The following is a 16855-nucleotide window of genomic DNA, read 5'->3' as shown; positions in this document are numbered from 1 at the left end:
CCCCCCCCGCCCCGCAGCCTACGGCCTCCGACCAACCGCCCCCCAGCCCACGGCTTCCGACGGCCTCGCCCCTGTACCCCGGGGCCTGGGGCGGAGCCCCAGTTACGGGAAGGGGCGGGTAGGGGAAAGCAGCCCGCCGGGTATCATGGTCAACACGGCGGACGAGCCGGCCGGGCGGTCGCGTCGGGGTCCTTCAGGGCTCCGCCGAGGAACGTCCGGGCTCCACACGGCAAGGTGGTGGGTAACGCCCACCCGGGGTGACCCGCGGGACAGTGCCACAGAAAACAGACCGCCGGACGCCGCGAGGCGACCGGTAAGGGTGAAACGGTGGTGTAAGAGACCACCAGCGTCCGAGGTGACTCGGACGGCTCGGTAAACCCCACCTGGAGCAAGGTCAAGAGGAGCCGCCGCACGGCGGCTCTGCGCGGACGATCGAGGGCTGCCCGCCCGAGTCCGCGGGTAGACCGCACGAGGCCGGCGGCAACGCCGGTCCTAGATGGATGGCCGCCTCCCCGAGGGCCGCGAGGCCCCCGGGAGACAGAACCCGGCGTACAGGCCGACTCGTCCGCCGCTAAGCAGTCTGACCTGCACGAACACCCTCACCCGAAAGATCAAAAAGGGTGCTGGGGAGAATCTGGGGAGTCTCAACCGTCGGGGAGAGTTCATCCACCAGCGGGGCAGGCTCCTCGGCAGTGCCACCAGACAGCCACCGGCCAATCGCGGTCAGACCCCGCGTCCCAGCCTCGGGCAAGAAGTGGATGTACGTCCGGAGCGTAAACGCCGGATCACTGTGCCCGAGCCACTCAGCCAGTTTGGCGATCGTCTCGCCCGCCTGCAACACCACGCTCGCGAACGTATGCCGCAGCACATGGAAGCCATTCTCCCGCGGGCAATCCCACTCCACCTGCCGCCAGGGCTGCGCGCCCTTCCCCTGCACCATCGTGACAACAGGATCAGGAATCACCCCGGCGGCTGCCAGCGCTGGCTTCCACGCCTTCTCGTCGAACGTCCCCCGATTGATCGCCCCGCCGCCCTTGCCGGACACCCGCGACGTTGTCACGAGCAGCCGCACCGTTTTCAGTGGCCGATCTTCCCAGGGCATGTTCGGCCGATCCGGATCCACCCACGGCAGCGTCACTTCCACCGAGGGGAACGCATCCGCGTGGGCCTTGATGCGCTCGGCGAGCTCCGGGGCGCACGGAACGTCCCGCTCCTTGTTGCCCTTCGGAGGGGCAAACGCCAGCTTCGAATTGACCTTCACCACCTGCCGCACGATGTGGATGACGTCACCGTCCACATCGTCCAGGCTGACACCGAACGCCTCCCCCTGCCGCAGGCCCGCCCCCACCGCCAGGTCCACCAACACCCGGTACCGCGGTGACAGTTTGCCGCGTACTGCCATCACGGTCTCCTGCGGCCACGCTTTCGCCTTCGACTTCGGCTGGGCCGGCGCCTTGAGGTCCGGATCCCGGAAGGGGTTTGCGGGGATCCGCTTTGCCTTGTGGGCGGCTTGCAGGATGCTGGAGAAGTGCCTCCAGGTGGTGCGCACCGTGTTGACGTCGATGTCCTGCTCGACCTTCGTGAGCCACCACTTGATCTCATCCGGGCCGATTCGGTTCAGCGGCTTGTCGCCGAGGTGCGGCAGTACATGCCCGAAGATCCGGCGCTTCATGCCCTCCTTTGTGGTGGGCGCCTTCCGCAGGTTCGGCCACCACGTGCCCTCGACGTACTCCCGCAGCGTGATGCGGCCGTCCCGCGGGTCGTAGAACTCGCCGCGCTCACTGTCGGTCGTGGACCGCTTCAGCCACGCTTTGGCGTCCTCCAGGACGTCGAACGATCGGTCCCGGACGCCAGGGATGTCGCGGACCCGGTACCGCTTGCCCTTGCCCCATCGCTCAGTACGGTCGCGTTTGCCCGTGGCGGGGTTCTTGCGCTTGGTCAGCCAGCGATCCTCGATGTTTCCTGCGGCCACGGCCACGCCTCCCCGGTGTCGTCCAGTCGGATCCTCAGCATGCCCTCAGTGACACCCAACTTCCCGGCTGCCACACGAATGTTGCCCCGCGCCCACCTCGCCACAGCTGCCACGTGGCTGTCTGGGATGAGTTTGCGTGCTGCTTCGCGATCGGCTCGTCTCTCCTGCCGGATCGTCAGTGACGTGAACCGATGACGGATGCTGTCGGCATAGGGGCCGATACCGCATCCCGCAGAGTCGTGCACAAGCGCGTGCTCGACCTGATGGGCGAGCACGCAGCGCTCCAGCGCCGGGCTGAGCTCTGTGGCCAGGATGATGAGCCGGCGGTTCGGGACCCACGCCCCCCAGGTGTCCCGAAGACGCATCCACTCAACCCGTATCCCGAGCTCCCGACAGATCTTCGTCGGTTCGTAGGACATGCCACCCCCCATGTGTGTATCCGGACGAGTGGGGCGGCACGTCGCGTTGGATGACATTTGTACACCCTTGAACGAGGCAACGAAAGGCAACGGCGGCAGAGCGTTTCGCTTTCGATACCGTCAGTCGCTGTCGTAAACCCCGTTCACCCCTTGATGTACCTGGGTGATTGAGGTGCACCTGGTTCGTGAAGGACTCGTAAAGAATCTTGCTGGAAAGTCTACTTGTCGCCTTCGAGGCTCCGGAGGATGCGCTCTGCGTCGTCCGGGGAAACGCCCTCACCGAGCTCGCGAGAGTGATGATCGCCCAAGGTGAAGCCAGGTCGCATGGATACCTCATGGGTCATCCAGCCGACGAGGGCGATCGCGGCCAATCGGTAGCGGTCGATCAACTCGGCGGGCGCCCCCATATCCCGCGCGGCGTCTGTGAGATGGAGTGCTGGAGCCGCCAGAGCATTCAGCTCGCTCTCGGACGGCGCCTGATCTGACGACGGCAACAGGCTCGGCTCGCCTCCGGCCAGGACCTTGTCAACGGAGGCACGGGTCCATCCGAGGACGTGAGCGATGTCGTAGTAGCCGTCCGGCACCAGGGGGGCGCTCCCGGGGATCCGGCCTCGCTCGTAGTTGCCGACGGTGCGAAGGGACAGGCCGGCGGCCTTGGCGAGGTCTTCCTGGCTCATGCGGGAGCGTCGCCGGTGCGTCTTGATCACCTCGCCCAGGTGTTCCCAGTCCTGGTCTGGCATCAGCACAACCCTTCTTAGGCAACGGTACGCAACGACAAGCAACAGCATCCCACGTGGTTCGGCGCGACACTAAGGCGGCCTTCCAGCCATCCGCCCAGCTCACGCACTGCGTTGCCTATTGGTTTCCATCAGTGTCTTGCGGTTTCTTATCCTGTTGCCTATGGTTGCCTATATGCGAACGCGGGGAACGGACATCCGCCGCAAGCGCGAGGAGGCCGGGCACGGCCTGAACGCCTTCGCCCGAGTGGTGGGCATCGCTCCCTCGCACCTGTCGCGGATCGAAAGAAACGAAACCAACCCCAGCCCTGAAGTGCAGAAACGCATAGCGGAAGCACTCGGGGTCGCGATCAAGGAGATCGCCGAACATGAAGAGGAGGAGACAGATGAGCGCCCAGTCCCCCCACCTGGCGTCACCCGTCATGAACACCAAGCAGGCCGCCGCCTACGTCCACCGCACCCCCAATGCGATGAAAATCCTTCGACACCGACGTAAGGGCCCCAAGTCGTTCGAACAGGGCGGCCGAATCTACTACTACGTCGCCGAGTTGGACCGCTGGCTTGCCGCAGGCGCCGCATCCGACTCCCGGTCGAACGCAGAACTCGACCCCACCACGCAGGCCCCGGAGGCCCGGCCTTCTCGGCGCGCCCGGAAGCTCTCGCCGGCCCCGGTCAAGTCCGCCGCCTAGCGGCTTTGCGGCCGCGCCGCCGGTGACCTGGCAGAAACCGACGGCGGGCCTAGTGATCCACCTTCATCTTCCCGATCAAGCGAAAGGCGATCACATGCCTTCCATCTTCCCATCCGCATCACGGGGCCGACAGCGCCCCACTCCTGTCAGTGCCAGCCGCGAGTTCATTGAGCTGGCGTCCGCGATCGACCCGAGTATCCCGTCCGAGCGTGCGGCCGAACTGCTCGCCGCGTTCCGTGACGTTGTCCGTACCGCGACGCTGCACGAGGGCGCCGAGGCTCTGTCGCAGCGCGGTTACCACCTTCCGGCTGATCTGCTCCTCCGTGCAGCCAAGGGCGGTGCGCGATGAGCGACGTCTTTGAGGAGTTCGTGAAGGGCGTCAACGCGTCCCCGTGGGGCCTTGTGCGCGATGAGGCCGAGCAGAGGCTGCTGTGGGAGCGGCCGAAGGGTTTCACTGCGCAGGACGTTGGTCGTCTGGCGTGGGGCTGGCTGCACAAGGACTGGCACGGCCCGGTGCTGGACCACTTCTTCTACACCGACTGGAAGATGCGGCAGAGCCGCCCGGAGGAACTGGCCCGTTTCGAGGCTGCGCAGCCGCTGCATGCGAGGGCGGCGGAGGCGCTGGCCGAGGTCGATGCCCTTCTGGCCCAGGGCGCCGAGGTGACCCCGCAGTTGGTGGCCTCACTGGTGAAGCTGGCCCGCACCGCGATCGGCGGTGCGCGATGACGACGAACCCCATTCCCGCCGAGCAGCGGCTGGCGGCGTTCGGTGAGCGTGTCGCCTCCTTCGACTGTGGCGCCGAGCTGGCCATGTACCAGCTGGCGTGCGAGCTGCGCGACGAGCTGGCCAAGGAGCGTGCCGAGGCCGACCGCGTCAGCCGTCTGCTGGGTGCACGTGACATCGAGCTGGAGCGTCTCCGTGACCGGGCCGAGTCGGCAGGCGAGTACTACCGCCGCGCCCAGGAGGCCAAGAAGCGCATCGCTGAGCTGGAGGCCGCCGCGTCTGCCGGATTGAAGTCGTTGTCGTCGTTCATCTTCGACACCACCGACCCCGGCGTGGATGCCCTTGGCGCCCAGTGGCTGCTTCAGAAGGTCATGCCGCAGGTGGACAACCCGTTCGCCGAGCCGAACCGGTATCGCGACGAGATTCTGCGTCAGGCGGCCAAGCGGCAGCGCGACTTCATCGTCTCGGACGACTACGTGTGCGACGACTGGGAGGCGGCGCTGGACGTCGTCGACCTGATCGACCCGGACGAGCAGACCGCCACTTCCGAGGGCGGGTGACCGGTGATGGCCACGACGACGCCCCGCCCGATCGCCGCCTTGGATGTGCCTGCCGAGCAGCGGCACGCCTATCGCGATCTCGACGCCGACAGCGCCTGCTACCCCGAGGGCTTCGCCTGCCCCGCCATCTTCGACTACCTCCCTGGGAGGACCGCATGACCGAGTACGCAAGGATCGCGCAGCACTTCGCGAACGACGTCGCGGAGGCCACCATGACGGTCCGCCGTGAGGACGGCCTGTACCGCCACCTGGAGTTCTCCGCACTGAAGGGCATGACGCGTGTCGTCTTGATCACGTGGCCGTACAACCTGCTGGTCGCCGGGAGCCACGGCTCTTACCACTTCGAGCGCTTCGGCAAGGACACCGAGGACATGTTCGACTGGCTGCGCGGCCTGCGCGTCGACCCGGACTCGTGGGCGAGCAAGCTGGTCAACGGCCGCGACTCGGTGGGCGAGTACGACCGCAGCCTCATGGTGGCGGCAATCAACGAGCGAGTCGCCGATGCCGTCGAGAACGACTGGGCGCCCGAGGGTTTGCAGGACGCGGTTCGCGAGGACATCCTCGGCAGCCACCTGCTGGACACCAAGGACACGGCGTTCCAGCTCGTCAGCGAGTACGAGTTCGGCGCGACGTATCGGGCCGAGTGCTCCTGCGGCCTCTCCAGCAAGGACGTCTCCTACTCCGACGCGCTCATGTGGGACGTCTGGAACCACAAGGTGGACGGCGAGAAGCACAAGGTGAAGGTCCGGCAGACGGCTGGGTTCGACTTCGACGACTTCACCGAGTGGTCCATCCATGAGCTGAACTACCACTTCGTCTACCAGTGCCACGCCGCCGTGTGGGGCATCGCCCAGTACGACGCCGCCCGCAAGCCCGAGGCGGTGGCGTCGTGACCTCCCCTCGCATCGTCCACACCACGATCGCCCTGGACGGCAACCCGGACAGCATCCAGTTGGAGGACATAGGCGGCGGAACGCTGGTGCTGCGCCTCGGCGAATCCGTCACCGTGCTCCTCGGTGCCGCATCCCCGACCCTTCTCTACCGACTGGCCGCTGTCGCTGGCAACGCCGCCGTCACCAAGGTCCGCGCACAGACCACAGAGGCGGTGAAGGCGGCGTGATCACCGACTACACCACCATCCGCCCCCGCCGCTGCTCGGCCGGAACCAGGCGCCACCACCACAAGACCCTGCCGTACAAGCTGCGGCTGATCGTGCCGACCGTGGCCCGTATCCGGGTCACCCCCGTGTGGTGGTCGGAGAGAGACAAGTCGCCGATGGAGGGCGTGTTCAAGGTCGTCGTCATCGACGCCAACGACCAGGCCATGCACCCCACCGCCGAGGACACGGCACACATCATCGCCCTCCTCCAGGGCGCGTTCACGGCGGACTGGACCCTGCCCCAGACCTGGGACGCCGCCACCAACACGCTCCGCACCGACCGGCCCGACATGCCCGCAGAAATGAGGAGGGCCGCATGAGCGCCAACCGCGCCCGTATCCGCGCCCTGCTGGCTGTGGTTCGCCGTGAAGGCGGCATCTGGACCACCAGCCGCGTCATGGGCCTCCCCGCGCCGCTCGGCACCACCCAGCGCAGCATCGCCCGCCAGCGCCTCGCCACGCTCGCCGAACGCGGCCACCTCGTGGCGGCGACCGGACACGACACCGCCTACCGGATCAACCAGACGGGCGGTGGCGCCAATGCCTAAGCGCCCCCGCCGCAAACGGATCGTCCACAAGCGCGTCGCCGTTGCTGCCCGCGCCAACCCCCACAGGTGGCTTCTGGCTGGCACCTACCGCACCCGCAGCACTGCGCAGGGTGTCGCCTACACAGTGCGCACCGGCAGGTACGGCCCCTACACCGAGGGCGGATTCGAGGCGGTCGCCCAGGACTTGGGCGACGAGACCGGGCTGTACGTCCGCTACGTGGGCGGTGCCTCGTGAGCGCCCCGCTGATCGCCATGGATGTGGCGCTGCTGGTGATCCTGCTTCGGATCGTCGCCGACCTCACCGACTCTCTGGAGTCGTGCCGGGCGAACGTGGTGGCCGAGCAGGAATCCCACTCGGCCTACCGGCTGCACCACCCGCCCCGGAAGGGGGTGGCGCCGTGAAATTCGACGTGGCCGCCGCCCTCCGCAACCCCGAGATCACCATCGCTGACCTCGAACGCATGCGGGACGAGCACCGCAACCGGCGCCCCTACACGGGACTGATCGACCAGGCCATCGCCGAAGCGGTGCAAGCCGAAATCGATCGCCGCCAGGCCGACCAGTGACCCGCTTCACCGCCCAATGCCTCACCGCCCTCGCCATCTGCTGGGGCACCGCCGCCGGGCTCATCGCCCTCGGACATCGACTCAACCACCCCAAGGGGGACCAATGACCGGACCCGAGCACTACCGCGAGGCCGAGCGCCTGCTCGCCGAAGCCGACAACATCGCCGAGCAGGGCGGCGATATGGGCGAGATGATCGCCGCCGCCCAGGTGCACGCAACGCTGGCCCAGGCCGCCGCCACTGCTGGGCACATGGCCGTCACCGCATACATCGGCGAGTGCAGCGGCTTGGACGTCGAGGAGTGGGCTGGCGCCTTGGCTCTCTCGGACGGTGCCGCCGATGAGCACTGACCGCCTCACCAACATCAAGACCCGCCTCGCCGACACCGGAGCCGTCCGCCAGAGCGACGCCATCACCATCGCCCGCCTCCGCCGAGAGCTCCGCAACGCCCGGCCCCGCATCACCGAGGTGCCCGCCACCGCCGAGCGGCCGATGGCACCCGACAGCGTGCCCCAGCCGCACGCCGCATAGACCGCCCGCGCCCCGCCGTGGCACCAACCGGCCGGGCGCGGGCCACCAGCCACAACCACCTTGGAGCACCCAATGGACCAGCTCGAACTGTTCCCCCTCACCGCCGTAGTCGGCACCGGACGGCCCAGGCCGTGGCCCATCGCCCCCGCCGCCGACCAGACCGACGACACCCCGCCCGTCCAGGACGACGAACTGCCCCTCGACCTCGACGAGCAGAAGGAGGAGCGGGCGGCATGAAGATTCACGTCGATCAGCGCGCTCTCGCCGACGCCACCCGGTGGGCGAGCCGCTACATCGCCGACAAGCCCACCGTGCCCGTCCTCAGCGGCCTCCTCCTCAACGCCCACGACGACATGCTCACGATCAGCGGCTTCGACTACGACACCAGCGGCAGGGCCACCCTCGCTGCTGATACGGCCAGCAGCGGCAGCATCCTCGTCCCCGGCCGACTGCTGGCCGACGTCACCGCAACCCTGCCCGACAGCATGGTCGAGTTGACGGCAGACGACGACACCCTGACGGTCACCGCCCCCGGCAACCAGTTCACGCTGCCCCTGCTGCCCGCCCGCGAATACCCGGCGTTGCCCAAGGCGCCCACTGCCACCGGCACCGCAGACGCCGCCGAGTTCGCCACGGCCGTCAAAGACGTGGCCACCGCTGCCATGACCGTCCAGGCCGCCGTGGGCCAGGTCGAGGGTCTGGGCGGCATCCGAATCCGAGCACAGGGCGAACGCCTCGAACTGACGGCCACCGACCGGTACCGGATCCCGTTCCGCACCCTGCCGTGGCAGCCCGCCGCGCCCGCCGACGACACCATGCTCATCACCGCCCCCACCCTCGCCGACATCGCCAAGTCGCTCACCAGCGGCGAAGTCAGCATCAGCTTCCCCGGCCCCGGCGACGGAATGGCGGGCTTCGCCACCACCAACCGCACAGTGGCGGTACGCACCCGCGTCGGCGGCTTCCCGCCCGTCGAAAACCTCGTACCCAAGACCGAGGCGGCCACCGGCTACGCCGAGTTCGACCCGAACGAACTCGGCGCTGCGGCCCGCCGCGTGGCCATCGTGCGGGAGAAGAACAAGCTCGTGCGGGTCACCCTGCGCGGCGACCACGCCGAAATCGCAGCCCGCGGCGACGGGCCGGCCGCCAGCACCAGCATCGAGGCCACCACCGACGACATCGAGGACGGGTTCGAGATCGCCTTCGACCCCGAATACCTCACCACCATGCTCGCCCCAATCGCCGACCGGGTCCGCATCTGGCTGTACACACCCACCCGGCCCGTCCTCATCGAACCGCTGGACGACACCCCGTACCGGGCCGTCCTCATGCCCATCCGCATCAAGCAGTAGCCAGCCGAAGGGCGTCCCGCCCGTCCACAGCAGGCGGGACGCCCGGCATCAAGGAGAACACATGCCGATCCGCATCGGCCGCTGGCAAGCCGAACTCCACCAGCGCGCCATCTACATCACCCGCGAACCCAACCCCAACTGCCCCGACTGCTCGGGCGAGCGACGGGCTTGGTGGGTCGACAGCCCCTACGACGAGCCGTGCCACTGCCTCGACCAACTCCGCACCTGGCGACTGCCCCTCTGGCGACGCCGCCCCTACCCAGTCGAGGAGCCCTTCTGATGCCACCCATCGCCTGCCGCATCTGCGGCGACACCGCCGGTCCCTTCGTCCCCCACAAGGGCCGCCACCTCTGCGAAGACTGCGCCGACAAGAAGAAGGACGAGAAGCAGTGACCGCCATAACCGAGGTCGAGGCGCCCGTCTTCGTGGACGGCATGTCCGCCGAGGAGTACCACGCCGACCGCGGCTCCATCTCCTCCACCGGACTCCGCTCCATCCTCGCCCCCGGCTGCCCCGCCCAGTTCAAGTGGGAGCGCGACAACCCGCAGCCCCCGAAGCGCGAATTCGACCTCGGCAACGCCGTCCACACCGCTGTGCTCGGCGAAGGCCACGACATCGTCGAGATCGACTACCCGAACTACCTGAAGGCCGACGCCCGAGCCCAGCGAGACATCGCCTACGACGAGGGCAAGGTGCCGCTCCTGCCGAAGGAGAAGAAGCAGGTCGACGCCATGGCGGCAGTCGTCCGGCAGCACCCGATAGCCGGACCGCTGTTCGCGCCCGGCTCGGGCATCCCTGAGCGGTCGATCTGGTGGACCGACCCGGCCACCGGTGTCCGCTGCCGAGCCCGCCCCGACTGGCTGAAGACCCTGCCCGGCCTGACCCTGTGCGTCGACTTCAAGACCTGCCGCGACGCCAGCCCCGAAGCCGTATCGCGGGCCATACGCGACCACGCCTACCACCAGCAAGACCCGCTCTACCAGGACGGCATACAGGCCGCCGGACTGGCCCCCGACCAGTGCCGCTTCATCTTCGTCTTCCAGTCCAAGCAAGCCCCGTACCTGATCACCGTGGGGGAGCTCGTCCAGCAGGACCGCGACATCGGCCGCGCCCGCAACCGCCGCGCACTCGAGATCTACGCCAACTGCGTCGCCACCGACACGTGGTCCGACTGGACCGGGCCCGTCACCGAAATACCACCCATCTCCATGCCGCCCTGGGACACCATCCGCCAAGCCGAGGAGTACCTGTGAGCACCAACGAGATCGCCACCCGCGAAGAAGAGAGCGCGGCCGTCTCCACCTACCTCAACGCCAGCCCGCCGACCGAGTCGGAGCTGGAGGCGTGGGCCCGCGACGCCATCGCCATCTCGAACATCGCCGCGAACATCGCCACCACCAGCCTCGCGGGCCAGTACCGAGGCAAGCCCGACGAGGTCACCGCCGTCATCCTCGCCGGACACGAGCTGGGCATCCAGCCGATGACCTCCCTCAAGAGCATCGACGTGATCCAGGGGCAGCCCGCCCTGCGGGCGCACGCCATGCGTGGGCTGCTCCAGTCGAAGGGCCACGAGATCGAACTCGTCGAGTCTGACGACATCCACTGCGTCATGCGGGGCCGCCGTAAGGGCGCCGACGAGTGGCAGCAGGTCGTGTGGGACATCCCCCGCGCCCAGCGCCTGGGCCTCATGGGCAAGGACCAGTGGAAGAAGCAGCCCAAGACCATGCTGATCAACCGGGCCACCGGTGAGATCTGCCGACTGGTTGCCTCAGATGCCCTGCACGGCATGCCGTATGCGGCCGAGGAACTCGACGGGTACGCGCACGCCGAGATCGTCCCGCAGCAGGCTCCGCTCAGCGTCGCCACCATCACCGCACCGACACCCCCGGCCAAGCCGCAGCAGACCGTGGCCACCGACACGTACAGCGTGTCCCGCGCCGACACCACAGACGACGCCTCCGACGGCCTGTGGGACGAGGACGCCGCCGCCAACTCCACCGACTGGCCCGACGTGGCCCAGCCCGGATCCGCCGCCTAACCCACCAGCGAAGGGACGCCCCCGAGGCAGACGGGGGCGTCCCACCCCAAGGAGTAGCACATGACCATCAACCACCGGGCCGAGGCGGAGAAGCAGCTCGCCAACGCCGCCCGACACCTCACCGAACACCCCGGCGACATGCGGATCGCTGAAGTCGCCGCCGCCATCGGCCAGGGCCACGCTGCTCTCGCCCGCGACGAGGAGCAGGCCGCCCGGACCGCGGACATGCGGGACGCACTCCGGCTGCTGCGAGCCCGTGAATACGACGTCCGCGAGGCGGTGTCCACGCACATCGCCAAGGCCCTCGCCAGCCGAGAGCCGAATCGATGGAAGGCCGGACGCGAACTCGCCCAAGCCCTCGACATGGCCGACTGCAACGTGGACGACGCTATCGACGCCCGGCTCTCCGACGACGGCTGGGACCCGCGCGGCGCCTGGAAGGCCCCGGCGGACGGCGGCGGATGGATCGCCTTCGCCGCTGAAAGGGCCCCCAAGCGCGACCCGTGGGGGCCGGCGCCCGACATCACCGACGCGATCCCCGAGAACATCCGCCGAATCATCGCCGAGCAACTCGCCGACATGCTCCTCAACGGCGACAGCGAGACGGTCCAGTTGTGGGCCCGCAACTTCACCTACGCCCTGAAGAACGAGGGCGCCGACCTCACCGGCGACATCGAGAAGCGCATCACCGAACTCACCCTCGGCCGCGACCCCTCCGACCCGCCTTTCTAGCCCACCCCGGGCCGCCGCCACCCGACATGGCGGCGGCCCCACCCCTCCACGGAACCACACCCGGAAGGACACCCGCCATGAGCACTGCGCCCGCCCATGAAGAGACCTTCGCCGTGTACATCGCTGGCGAACAGATCGACGGCACCGACATCGGCATGACGTACATCCAGGTCACCACCCCACTCGGCCACCTCCGAATGACTGCCGAAGAAGCCGGCGACCTCGGACGCAAGCTCATCGCCGCTGCCGAATACGACCTTGTGGCCGAGCAGGAGGACGACCGATGACCCGCCGTCTCACCCCGGCCGAACGCCTCGCCGCTGTCGCGAAGGACCAACTGCTCGACGACATCGTCCGCCAGTCGGAGTGGTCCCAGTTCCTGGTCGAGCAGGCCGTGTTCGCGTTCTGCCTCGCCAACGGAACCGTCAGCGCCAACGACCTCCGGGAGGTGCTGCCCGAGCTGGGGCACGGCTTCATCGGTGCCGCCATCAACTCGATGCGTACCGCCCGGATCATCTCTCACACCGGAAAGGTTGTCCCTTCCACCTCGGAAGCCACCCACGGGCACCGCCTGGCTGTCTGGGAGCTCACACACAAGGGGCGGGCCATAGCCGCACAGCGGCGGGCCAGGCCCACGGAGCGGGCCGCGTGAGCCCCGCCGTGGCCTTCGCCCTCCACGTGGCCGTCTTCCTCCTCGCCGCCTGGGCCGCCACCCGCATCATCCGGCGGCGCCACCGGCGCGCCAAAGCCCGCGCCCGACTCGGCCGCGAACTCTTTCTCCTTCGCCACCGCAGCTGGGCCCGCCGGACCCTCAACGACATCCACGCCCTCCCCACCACCCGCGAATGGGGGACACAGTGACCACCACCCGCACCAAGCCCCTGCCGCCACACGGCAGCTACGCCCGAGCAAACGGCAGCCCCGGCTACCGGCCGCCCTGCAAATGCGAACCCTGCCTCATCACCCGGCGCAAGGAAGAAAAGCGCGCCAGGGTCAACAGGGAACTCGGCCGCAGTCCCTTCATCGACCCTGCGATGGCCCAAGCCCACCTCAAGCACCTCCACCAGACCATGACTTGGCCCAGCCTCGCCACAGCCACCGGCGTCCCCCTGAGCGGCCTCCTTCGCATCTACAACGGCGAACGCACCAAGATCTGCCACAGCACCCACGCCCGGATCATGGCCGCACAGCCCCCCGCGAAGGGCGATGGCGGACAACTCATCGACGTAACCGGCTCCAGGCGCCGCATCCAAGCCCTCGTCTACATCGGGCACTCCCTGCGCGCCATCGCCGACGCCGCCAACACCGGTCGCATGCGCATCCACGCCATCGCAACCAACGGTCAGCCGACGATCCGGCGCGAGCTCGCTGAACGCATCGAAGCCGCCTACAAGCAGCTCGCCCACCAAGCCGTGCCTGTCAACAAGTACACCCAGCGCAGCCGGAATATCGCGAGGTCCAAAGGCTGGCACGGCCCACTCGCCTGGGACACCGACACCATCGACGACCCCAAGGCCCAGCCCGACATCGAGCCCGCCGTAGAGCGCAAGCCGAACCGGACCGAGGCTGCCCGGCACATCTCCAGCGAAATCCAGCACCTCGCCGCCTTCAACCTCAGCGAAGACGAGATCGCCGCCCGCGTCGGCCGCTCCCGCTCCTACGTCCACGAACAACTCGCCGGCCGCCGCGGACCCGGATGGCGCCAGCAGCTCGACACCGCCGCATAGCCAGTAGCCGCACACAACAACGAAAGGGGAGCACATGGCCACAGACCTTGACCTGCCGACACGCGAGCAGGCGCGAGCCCTCACCGACCGCATCAAGGTCGCCGTCGAAGGCACCTGGCAGCTCATCCGCGAGGCATACACCTCCCGCACCTGGGCCGTCCTCGGATACGACACCTGGGACGCCTATGTGTCGAGCGAGTTCGGGAGCGCACGGCTGGCGCTCCCTCGAGAGGAACGCGCCGAGACCGTCGCGTCTCTTCGCGAGGCAGGGATGAGCATTCCTGCGATCGCGTCAGCCACGCGGCTGGGTGTGGGGACGGTGCATCGCAGCCTGAGCTCTACTTTTCCAGATGGAAAGGTAGACCAGCCCGACCTCATCACCGGAGTCAACGGCAAGAGCTACGCAGCGGTTCGCTCAACGGAGCCCAGGCAGAACATCTGGAGCGAAGCCAGCACGGGCGAGGTCATCGATGCCGAACTCGTTGACGAGCCCGCCCCTGCCGAGCCGCCGAAGGTGAAGCGGCGCCCGCTGCCCGAGGCGTTCACCGATGCTGGCCGCGACCTCACCCGAGCCGCCGAACGCCTTTCCCGGCTCGCCGAGGACGACCGGTTCAACAAGAACCGGACCCACACCCACCAGCAGGTGCCCGAACTCCTTGGCGCCCTGGAGCACACCGTGCGACTCGTGCAGGCCATGAACCTGCCCACCGCCACAGCAAGCGAAGAGGCCCGCCGCTGGTGGGCGACGAGCCTCCACAAGATCAGCGACGCCCTGACCGGCATCGCCAACTCCATCGAACAGGAGAAGTGATGAACCACTCCAGCGTAACCGCCCTCCCCTTGCACGACCTCTCCAGCAACAACGAGCCCACAGTCGAGGTCGTCACCGTCACCCCCGCCCTCGCCAAAAGCTGGCTCCAGCGCAATACCCACAACCGCAACCTCCGCCCCCGAGCCGTCTCCGACTACGCCCGCGACATGGCGGCAGGCAAATGGCAGCAGAACGGCGAAGCCGTCAAGTTCGCCAGCAACGGTGCCCTCCTCGACGGACAGCACAGGCTCACCGCCGTCACCGTCGCCGGCGTCCCCGTCCCCATGCTCATCGTCTCCGGACTCGACCCTGCCACTCAGGAAACGATGGACGCCGGCCGCAAGCGGTCCACCTCCGACGCGCTCGGCCTCCGCGGCGAAACCAACTTCACCATCCTCGCCTCCGTCCTGAAGCGCGTCTGGCTGTGGGAGCAGGGCGACTGCAAGTTCAACGGCAACGCAACTCCCACCACCGCCGAATGCACCGCGCTCCTCAACGAGAGGCCCGAGCTGCGCCGCTCGGCCGAGATCGCCGCCCGCGTCCACCAGACGTTCAAGTATCTGCCGCAGTCGGTCGTCGGCACAGCCCACCACGTGTTCTCTCGCATCGCAGCCGAGGAAGCGACTTGGTTCTTCCAGCGGCTCGCCGACGGCGCTGAGCTGCCCGTCGGCCACCCGATCCTCACCCTCCGCACCAGGGCTATGGCCGAGGCCGCCGACAGGCGGAAATCACCGGCCGACCGCCACATGGCCTACCTGGTCCGCTCCTGGAACGCAGTCCGCGATGGCCGTGAGCTGGGCCGCATCCAGTACGGCCCCAACGACGCCATGCCCATGCCCAAGTAGTCACGCCGCGGGGCCGTCCATCGCGACGGCCCCGCCCTAGCCGCACACGACAAAGCCCCGCCGATGGCGGGGCAAGGAGGGGATGGGGATGAGGTCAGGACTCGGAGGCTTCGGCCTTCTGCCGGCGCCGGAACGCGGCGACCTCGCGCTTGATGTAGACGCGCAGGTCAGCGGCGCGCGACAGGCCCTTGGCCTCGCACACCTCGCCGTAAGCCGCCCACGTCTCTTCATCCACGCGGATCACGCGGCCCGGGGTTCCCTTCGTCGTCATGGCACAACCATAACTGACCTGACATGCGAGGGGCACCATCGCTATGCAAAGTGCCCCTCTAATGACTCTCGGGTGCACGGGCACCTTGGGGTAAGATTGCAGCAGCCGGAGGGCAAGGACCGTGCCCTGCTGAAGCCTCCATGAGCGCTGCCCGCACGCAGCCGAAACCAGCAGCGAACCCCCTCCCCGAGAAGAGATTCACGTGAGTAAAGAGGCCATGGACTGGGCGATGGAGTACGCCCCGCCGATGCCGTCTCAGCTCGTCGCCACGCTGAGCGGACTCGCACGGCATGCCGACAAGCATGGCCGCGGAGCCTTCCCCTCTGTCGCGCGCCTGGCCGCCTATGCGTGCAAGGACAAGCGGTCCGTGCAGCGAGACCTGCGCAAGCTCGTCGAGCTCGGACTGATCCGACTTGGCGACCAGACGAAGGCGCAGCACCTGCCGGAGGGCAAGCGGCCAGACGTCTATGACCTCGCCCTCGAATGCGTCGTGCCAGGCGGTCGCGCGAGCTCGGATGAGGTGACGCAGGCGTCACGGGTGACGCTGGCGTCATCCCGCCGCAGGGGTGGCAAGAAAAAGCCCAGTTCAGACGACTTCTCGGAGCCGGGAGCGGATGACGTGGGCGTCACCGGTGACGCCGACGTCACCGGTGACGCCGACGTCGCCGATGGGGTGACGTCCACGTCGCAGGAGGGGCGACGCCCACGTCACCCAAACCAAAAGACTGAACCCACTACTGAACCTAAGAACACTCCTACGCCTCCGGCTTCGGAGAGCGAGTCACAAGGCTCCGCGCTCTTCGACTCGCCAGCTTCGTTTCCCGACGCCACAGACAGCCAGCAGCAGGAAGACGCCGCCTTCGTTGCCTTCTACTCCCGCTACCCGCGGAAGGTCAGCAAGGGCAACGCACGCAAAGCCTTCGCGGCCGCAGTGAAGCGTGGGGTGAAGCCGGAGACGCTCATCGCTGCCGCCGAGGCACACCGCGACTACTGGCGCCGCGTTCGAACCGAGACCCGGTTCATCCCGCACCCGGCGACCTGGCTCAACAGCGAGCGGTACGACGACGAGCTTCCTGCCGCAAGCCCGCCGGGCCCCTACGCCAAAGCCAGCGGCGACTACGAGCCCTGGCACAACCCCACCAACCAAGACGAATACGACGAGCCCTTCTAGGAGACC

At 68.1% G+C, this 16855-nt stretch carries 32 protein-coding genes and 1 other RNA gene; 29 read left to right on the top strand and 4 right to left on the bottom strand.

Annotated features, from left to right (window positions below; all coding sequences use genetic code 11):
• Nucleotides 1–162 precede the first annotated feature (162 nt).
• An RNA gene (gene rnpB, locus ACT2CW_RS42865) (RNase P RNA component class A) lies at nucleotides 163–568 on the top strand.
• A 3-nt stretch (nucleotides 569–571) separates the two neighbouring features.
• Here the strand turns inward: rnpB and ACT2CW_RS42860 are convergent.
• The 3 genes from ACT2CW_RS42860 to ACT2CW_RS42850 all read right to left on the bottom strand — a co-directional run bounded on the left by ACT2CW_RS42860 (nucleotide 572) and on the right by ACT2CW_RS42850 (nucleotide 3131).
• On the bottom strand, nucleotides 572–1972 hold the full coding sequence (locus ACT2CW_RS42860) for a tyrosine-type recombinase/integrase (protein WP_445520536.1): 1401 nt from the start codon (nucleotides 1970–1972) through the stop codon (nucleotides 572–574).
• Nucleotides 1939–2391 carry an ImmA/IrrE family metallo-endopeptidase gene (locus tag ACT2CW_RS42855; RefSeq protein ID WP_445520535.1) on the bottom strand — a complete coding sequence of 151 codons (453 nt, stop codon included), beginning with the start codon at nucleotides 2389–2391 and terminating at the stop codon, nucleotides 1939–1941. Before ACT2CW_RS42855 ends, ACT2CW_RS42860 begins: the two co-directional genes overlap by 34 nt.
• A gap of 218 nt (nucleotides 2392–2609) precedes the next feature.
• The gene (locus ACT2CW_RS42850; RefSeq protein ID WP_445520534.1) at nucleotides 2610–3131 is read right to left on the bottom strand and encodes a helix-turn-helix transcriptional regulator; all 522 of its coding nucleotides are present in this window, start codon (nucleotides 3129–3131) and stop codon (nucleotides 2610–2612) included.
• A gap of 160 nt (nucleotides 3132–3291) precedes the next feature.
• Here ACT2CW_RS42850 and ACT2CW_RS42845 point away from each other — a divergent pair, with 160 nt between their 5' ends.
• The 27 genes from ACT2CW_RS42845 to ACT2CW_RS42715 all read left to right on the top strand — a co-directional run bounded on the left by ACT2CW_RS42845 (nucleotide 3292) and on the right by ACT2CW_RS42715 (nucleotide 15407).
• The gene (locus tag ACT2CW_RS42845; protein ID WP_445520533.1) at nucleotides 3292–3624 is read left to right on the top strand and encodes a helix-turn-helix domain-containing protein; all 333 of its coding nucleotides are present in this window, start codon (nucleotides 3292–3294) and stop codon (nucleotides 3622–3624) included.
• Complete coding sequence (locus ACT2CW_RS42840; RefSeq protein WP_445520539.1) at nucleotides 3515–3817, top strand: DNA-binding protein; 303 nt, start codon at nucleotides 3515–3517, stop codon at nucleotides 3815–3817. Before ACT2CW_RS42845 ends, ACT2CW_RS42840 begins: the two co-directional genes overlap by 110 nt.
• A 94-nt stretch (nucleotides 3818–3911) precedes the next feature.
• A complete protein-coding gene (locus tag ACT2CW_RS42835) occupies nucleotides 3912–4166 on the top strand; it encodes a hypothetical protein (RefSeq protein WP_445520532.1) in 255 nt (84 codons plus the stop codon).
• Nucleotides 4163–4543, top strand: a complete 381-nt coding sequence (locus tag ACT2CW_RS42830) for a hypothetical protein (protein ID WP_445520531.1) — start codon at nucleotides 4163–4165, stop codon at nucleotides 4541–4543. Before ACT2CW_RS42835 ends, ACT2CW_RS42830 begins: the two co-directional genes overlap by 4 nt.
• Nucleotides 4540–5100: a hypothetical protein gene (locus tag ACT2CW_RS42825; RefSeq protein WP_445520530.1), complete on the top strand. Its 561-nt coding sequence runs from the start codon at nucleotides 4540–4542 to the stop codon at nucleotides 5098–5100. Before ACT2CW_RS42830 ends, ACT2CW_RS42825 begins: the two co-directional genes overlap by 4 nt.
• Before the next feature lie 6 nt (nucleotides 5101–5106).
• Nucleotides 5107–5259: a hypothetical protein gene (locus ACT2CW_RS42820; protein ID WP_445520529.1), complete on the top strand. Its 153-nt coding sequence runs from the start codon at nucleotides 5107–5109 to the stop codon at nucleotides 5257–5259.
• Nucleotides 5256–5993, top strand: coding sequence for a hypothetical protein (locus ACT2CW_RS42815; RefSeq protein ID WP_445520528.1), 738 nt, complete (start codon nucleotides 5256–5258; stop codon nucleotides 5991–5993). Before ACT2CW_RS42820 ends, ACT2CW_RS42815 begins: the two co-directional genes overlap by 4 nt.
• Nucleotides 5990–6220, top strand: a complete 231-nt coding sequence (locus ACT2CW_RS42810) for a hypothetical protein (RefSeq protein ID WP_445520527.1) — start codon at nucleotides 5990–5992, stop codon at nucleotides 6218–6220. Before ACT2CW_RS42815 ends, ACT2CW_RS42810 begins: the two co-directional genes overlap by 4 nt.
• Nucleotides 6217–6579, top strand: coding sequence for a hypothetical protein (locus ACT2CW_RS42805; protein WP_445520526.1), 363 nt, complete (start codon nucleotides 6217–6219; stop codon nucleotides 6577–6579). The genes ACT2CW_RS42810 and ACT2CW_RS42805 overlap by 4 nt, the downstream gene beginning before the upstream one ends.
• On the top strand, nucleotides 6576–6806 hold the full coding sequence (locus ACT2CW_RS42800; protein WP_445520525.1) for a hypothetical protein: 231 nt from the start codon (nucleotides 6576–6578) through the stop codon (nucleotides 6804–6806). Before ACT2CW_RS42805 ends, ACT2CW_RS42800 begins: the two co-directional genes overlap by 4 nt.
• A complete protein-coding gene (locus ACT2CW_RS42795; RefSeq protein ID WP_445520524.1) occupies nucleotides 6799–7041 on the top strand; it encodes a hypothetical protein in 243 nt (80 codons plus the stop codon). Before ACT2CW_RS42800 ends, ACT2CW_RS42795 begins: the two co-directional genes overlap by 8 nt.
• Entirely contained in the window at nucleotides 7038–7208 is a 171-nt protein-coding gene (locus tag ACT2CW_RS42790; RefSeq protein WP_445520523.1) for a hypothetical protein, read from the top strand. Before ACT2CW_RS42795 ends, ACT2CW_RS42790 begins: the two co-directional genes overlap by 4 nt.
• Nucleotides 7205–7372 carry a hypothetical protein gene (locus ACT2CW_RS42785; RefSeq protein WP_445520522.1) on the top strand — a complete coding sequence of 56 codons (168 nt, stop codon included), beginning with the start codon at nucleotides 7205–7207 and terminating at the stop codon, nucleotides 7370–7372. Before ACT2CW_RS42790 ends, ACT2CW_RS42785 begins: the two co-directional genes overlap by 4 nt.
• Before the next feature lie 103 nt (nucleotides 7373–7475).
• Nucleotides 7476–7721 (top strand): hypothetical protein, encoded by a 246-nt coding sequence (locus ACT2CW_RS42780; protein ID WP_445520521.1) that lies wholly within the window; start codon nucleotides 7476–7478, stop codon nucleotides 7719–7721.
• Complete coding sequence (locus ACT2CW_RS42775; protein WP_445520520.1) at nucleotides 7711–7902, top strand: hypothetical protein; 192 nt, start codon at nucleotides 7711–7713, stop codon at nucleotides 7900–7902. Before ACT2CW_RS42780 ends, ACT2CW_RS42775 begins: the two co-directional genes overlap by 11 nt.
• Before the next feature lie 72 nt (nucleotides 7903–7974).
• Nucleotides 7975–8139, top strand: a complete 165-nt coding sequence (locus tag ACT2CW_RS42770) for a hypothetical protein (RefSeq protein ID WP_445520519.1) — start codon at nucleotides 7975–7977, stop codon at nucleotides 8137–8139.
• On the top strand, nucleotides 8136–9254 hold the full coding sequence (dnaN, locus tag ACT2CW_RS42765; protein ID WP_445520518.1) for a DNA polymerase III subunit beta: 1119 nt from the start codon (nucleotides 8136–8138) through the stop codon (nucleotides 9252–9254). Before ACT2CW_RS42770 ends, dnaN begins: the two co-directional genes overlap by 4 nt.
• Nucleotides 9255–9315: 61 nt before the next feature.
• A complete protein-coding gene (locus ACT2CW_RS42760; RefSeq protein ID WP_445520517.1) occupies nucleotides 9316–9534 on the top strand; it encodes a hypothetical protein in 219 nt (72 codons plus the stop codon).
• A gap of 109 nt (nucleotides 9535–9643) precedes the next feature.
• Nucleotides 9644–10507 carry a PD-(D/E)XK nuclease-like domain-containing protein gene (locus tag ACT2CW_RS42755; RefSeq protein ID WP_445520516.1) on the top strand — a complete coding sequence of 288 codons (864 nt, stop codon included), beginning with the start codon at nucleotides 9644–9646 and terminating at the stop codon, nucleotides 10505–10507.
• Entirely contained in the window at nucleotides 10504–11292 is a 789-nt protein-coding gene (locus ACT2CW_RS42750; RefSeq protein WP_445520515.1) for a hypothetical protein, read from the top strand. The genes ACT2CW_RS42755 and ACT2CW_RS42750 overlap by 4 nt, the downstream gene beginning before the upstream one ends.
• Before the next feature lie 60 nt (nucleotides 11293–11352).
• Complete coding sequence (locus tag ACT2CW_RS42745; protein ID WP_445520514.1) at nucleotides 11353–12024, top strand: hypothetical protein; 672 nt, start codon at nucleotides 11353–11355, stop codon at nucleotides 12022–12024.
• 77 nt (nucleotides 12025–12101) lie between these two features.
• Nucleotides 12102–12311, top strand: coding sequence for a hypothetical protein (locus tag ACT2CW_RS42740; RefSeq protein WP_445520513.1), 210 nt, complete (start codon nucleotides 12102–12104; stop codon nucleotides 12309–12311).
• Complete coding sequence (locus ACT2CW_RS42735; RefSeq protein WP_445520512.1) at nucleotides 12308–12676, top strand: hypothetical protein; 369 nt, start codon at nucleotides 12308–12310, stop codon at nucleotides 12674–12676. Before ACT2CW_RS42740 ends, ACT2CW_RS42735 begins: the two co-directional genes overlap by 4 nt.
• Entirely contained in the window at nucleotides 12673–12885 is a 213-nt protein-coding gene (locus tag ACT2CW_RS42730; RefSeq protein WP_445520511.1) for a hypothetical protein, read from the top strand. Before ACT2CW_RS42735 ends, ACT2CW_RS42730 begins: the two co-directional genes overlap by 4 nt.
• On the top strand, nucleotides 12882–13751 hold the full coding sequence (locus tag ACT2CW_RS42725; protein WP_445520510.1) for a hypothetical protein: 870 nt from the start codon (nucleotides 12882–12884) through the stop codon (nucleotides 13749–13751). Before ACT2CW_RS42730 ends, ACT2CW_RS42725 begins: the two co-directional genes overlap by 4 nt.
• Before the next feature lie 34 nt (nucleotides 13752–13785).
• Nucleotides 13786–14562, top strand: a complete 777-nt coding sequence (locus ACT2CW_RS42720) for a hypothetical protein (protein ID WP_445520509.1) — start codon at nucleotides 13786–13788, stop codon at nucleotides 14560–14562.
• The gene (locus ACT2CW_RS42715; RefSeq protein ID WP_445520508.1) at nucleotides 14562–15407 is read left to right on the top strand and encodes a hypothetical protein; all 846 of its coding nucleotides are present in this window, start codon (nucleotides 14562–14564) and stop codon (nucleotides 15405–15407) included. The genes ACT2CW_RS42720 and ACT2CW_RS42715 overlap by 1 nt, the downstream gene beginning before the upstream one ends.
• A gap of 94 nt (nucleotides 15408–15501) precedes the next feature.
• Here the strand turns inward: ACT2CW_RS42715 and ACT2CW_RS42710 are convergent, their stop codons facing one another.
• Nucleotides 15502–15678, bottom strand: a complete 177-nt coding sequence (locus ACT2CW_RS42710; RefSeq protein WP_257632711.1) for a hypothetical protein — start codon at nucleotides 15676–15678, stop codon at nucleotides 15502–15504.
• Nucleotides 15679–15880: 202 nt separating this feature from the next.
• Between ACT2CW_RS42710 and ACT2CW_RS42705 the strand changes: the two genes are divergently transcribed.
• Nucleotides 15881–16849 carry a helix-turn-helix domain-containing protein gene (locus ACT2CW_RS42705; protein ID WP_445520507.1) on the top strand — a complete coding sequence of 323 codons (969 nt, stop codon included), beginning with the start codon at nucleotides 15881–15883 and terminating at the stop codon, nucleotides 16847–16849.
• The last annotated feature ends 6 nt before the right edge of the window (nucleotides 16850–16855 follow it).

It is taken from the genome of Streptomyces sp. NEAU-174, assembly GCF_052665095.1.
The sequence above is the reverse complement of the archived record's forward strand: the minus strand, read 5'-3'. Positions and strand labels throughout refer to the sequence as shown.

Excerpts from the sequence above, each read along its gene's own strand:
- ACT2CW_RS42825 (WP_445520530.1), top strand. The coding sequence starts at position 4,540 with ATGACGACGAACCCCATTCCCGCCGAGCAGCGGCTGGCGGCGTTCGGT.
- ACT2CW_RS42815 (WP_445520528.1), top strand. The coding sequence starts at position 5,256 with ATGACCGAGTACGCAAGGATCGCGCAGCACTTCGCGAACGACGTCGCG.
- ACT2CW_RS42780 (WP_445520521.1), top strand. The coding sequence starts at position 7,476 with ATGACCGGACCCGAGCACTACCGCGAGGCCGAGCGCCTGCTCGCCGAA.
- ACT2CW_RS42845 (WP_445520533.1), top strand. The coding sequence starts at position 3,292 with ATGGTTGCCTATATGCGAACGCGGGGAACGGACATCCGCCGCAAGCGC.
- ACT2CW_RS42830 (WP_445520531.1), top strand. The coding sequence starts at position 4,163 with ATGAGCGACGTCTTTGAGGAGTTCGTGAAGGGCGTCAACGCGTCCCCG.
- ACT2CW_RS42800 (WP_445520525.1), top strand. The coding sequence starts at position 6,576 with ATGAGCGCCAACCGCGCCCGTATCCGCGCCCTGCTGGCTGTGGTTCGC.
- ACT2CW_RS42835 (WP_445520532.1), top strand. The coding sequence starts at position 3,912 with ATGCCTTCCATCTTCCCATCCGCATCACGGGGCCGACAGCGCCCCACT.
- ACT2CW_RS42710 (WP_257632711.1), bottom strand. The coding sequence starts at position 15,678 with ATGACGACGAAGGGAACCCCGGGCCGCGTGATCCGCGTGGATGAAGAG.
- ACT2CW_RS42855 (WP_445520535.1), bottom strand. The coding sequence starts at position 2,391 with ATGTCCTACGAACCGACGAAGATCTGTCGGGAGCTCGGGATACGGGTT.
- ACT2CW_RS42820 (WP_445520529.1), top strand. The coding sequence starts at position 5,107 with ATGGCCACGACGACGCCCCGCCCGATCGCCGCCTTGGATGTGCCTGCC.
- ACT2CW_RS42760 (WP_445520517.1), top strand. The coding sequence starts at position 9,316 with ATGCCGATCCGCATCGGCCGCTGGCAAGCCGAACTCCACCAGCGCGCC.
- ACT2CW_RS42735 (WP_445520512.1), top strand. The coding sequence starts at position 12,308 with ATGACCCGCCGTCTCACCCCGGCCGAACGCCTCGCCGCTGTCGCGAAG.
- ACT2CW_RS42795 (WP_445520524.1), top strand. The coding sequence starts at position 6,799 with ATGCCTAAGCGCCCCCGCCGCAAACGGATCGTCCACAAGCGCGTCGCC.
- ACT2CW_RS42840 (WP_445520539.1), top strand. The coding sequence starts at position 3,515 with ATGAGCGCCCAGTCCCCCCACCTGGCGTCACCCGTCATGAACACCAAG.
- ACT2CW_RS42775 (WP_445520520.1), top strand. The coding sequence starts at position 7,711 with ATGAGCACTGACCGCCTCACCAACATCAAGACCCGCCTCGCCGACACC.
- ACT2CW_RS42740 (WP_445520513.1), top strand. The coding sequence starts at position 12,102 with ATGAGCACTGCGCCCGCCCATGAAGAGACCTTCGCCGTGTACATCGCT.
- ACT2CW_RS42720 (WP_445520509.1), top strand. The coding sequence starts at position 13,786 with ATGGCCACAGACCTTGACCTGCCGACACGCGAGCAGGCGCGAGCCCTC.
- ACT2CW_RS42715 (WP_445520508.1), top strand. The coding sequence starts at position 14,562 with ATGAACCACTCCAGCGTAACCGCCCTCCCCTTGCACGACCTCTCCAGC.
- dnaN (WP_445520518.1), top strand. The coding sequence starts at position 8,136 with ATGAAGATTCACGTCGATCAGCGCGCTCTCGCCGACGCCACCCGGTGG.
- ACT2CW_RS42745 (WP_445520514.1), top strand. The coding sequence starts at position 11,353 with ATGACCATCAACCACCGGGCCGAGGCGGAGAAGCAGCTCGCCAACGCC.
- ACT2CW_RS42770 (WP_445520519.1), top strand. The coding sequence starts at position 7,975 with ATGGACCAGCTCGAACTGTTCCCCCTCACCGCCGTAGTCGGCACCGGA.
- ACT2CW_RS42850 (WP_445520534.1), bottom strand. The coding sequence starts at position 3,131 with ATGCCAGACCAGGACTGGGAACACCTGGGCGAGGTGATCAAGACGCAC.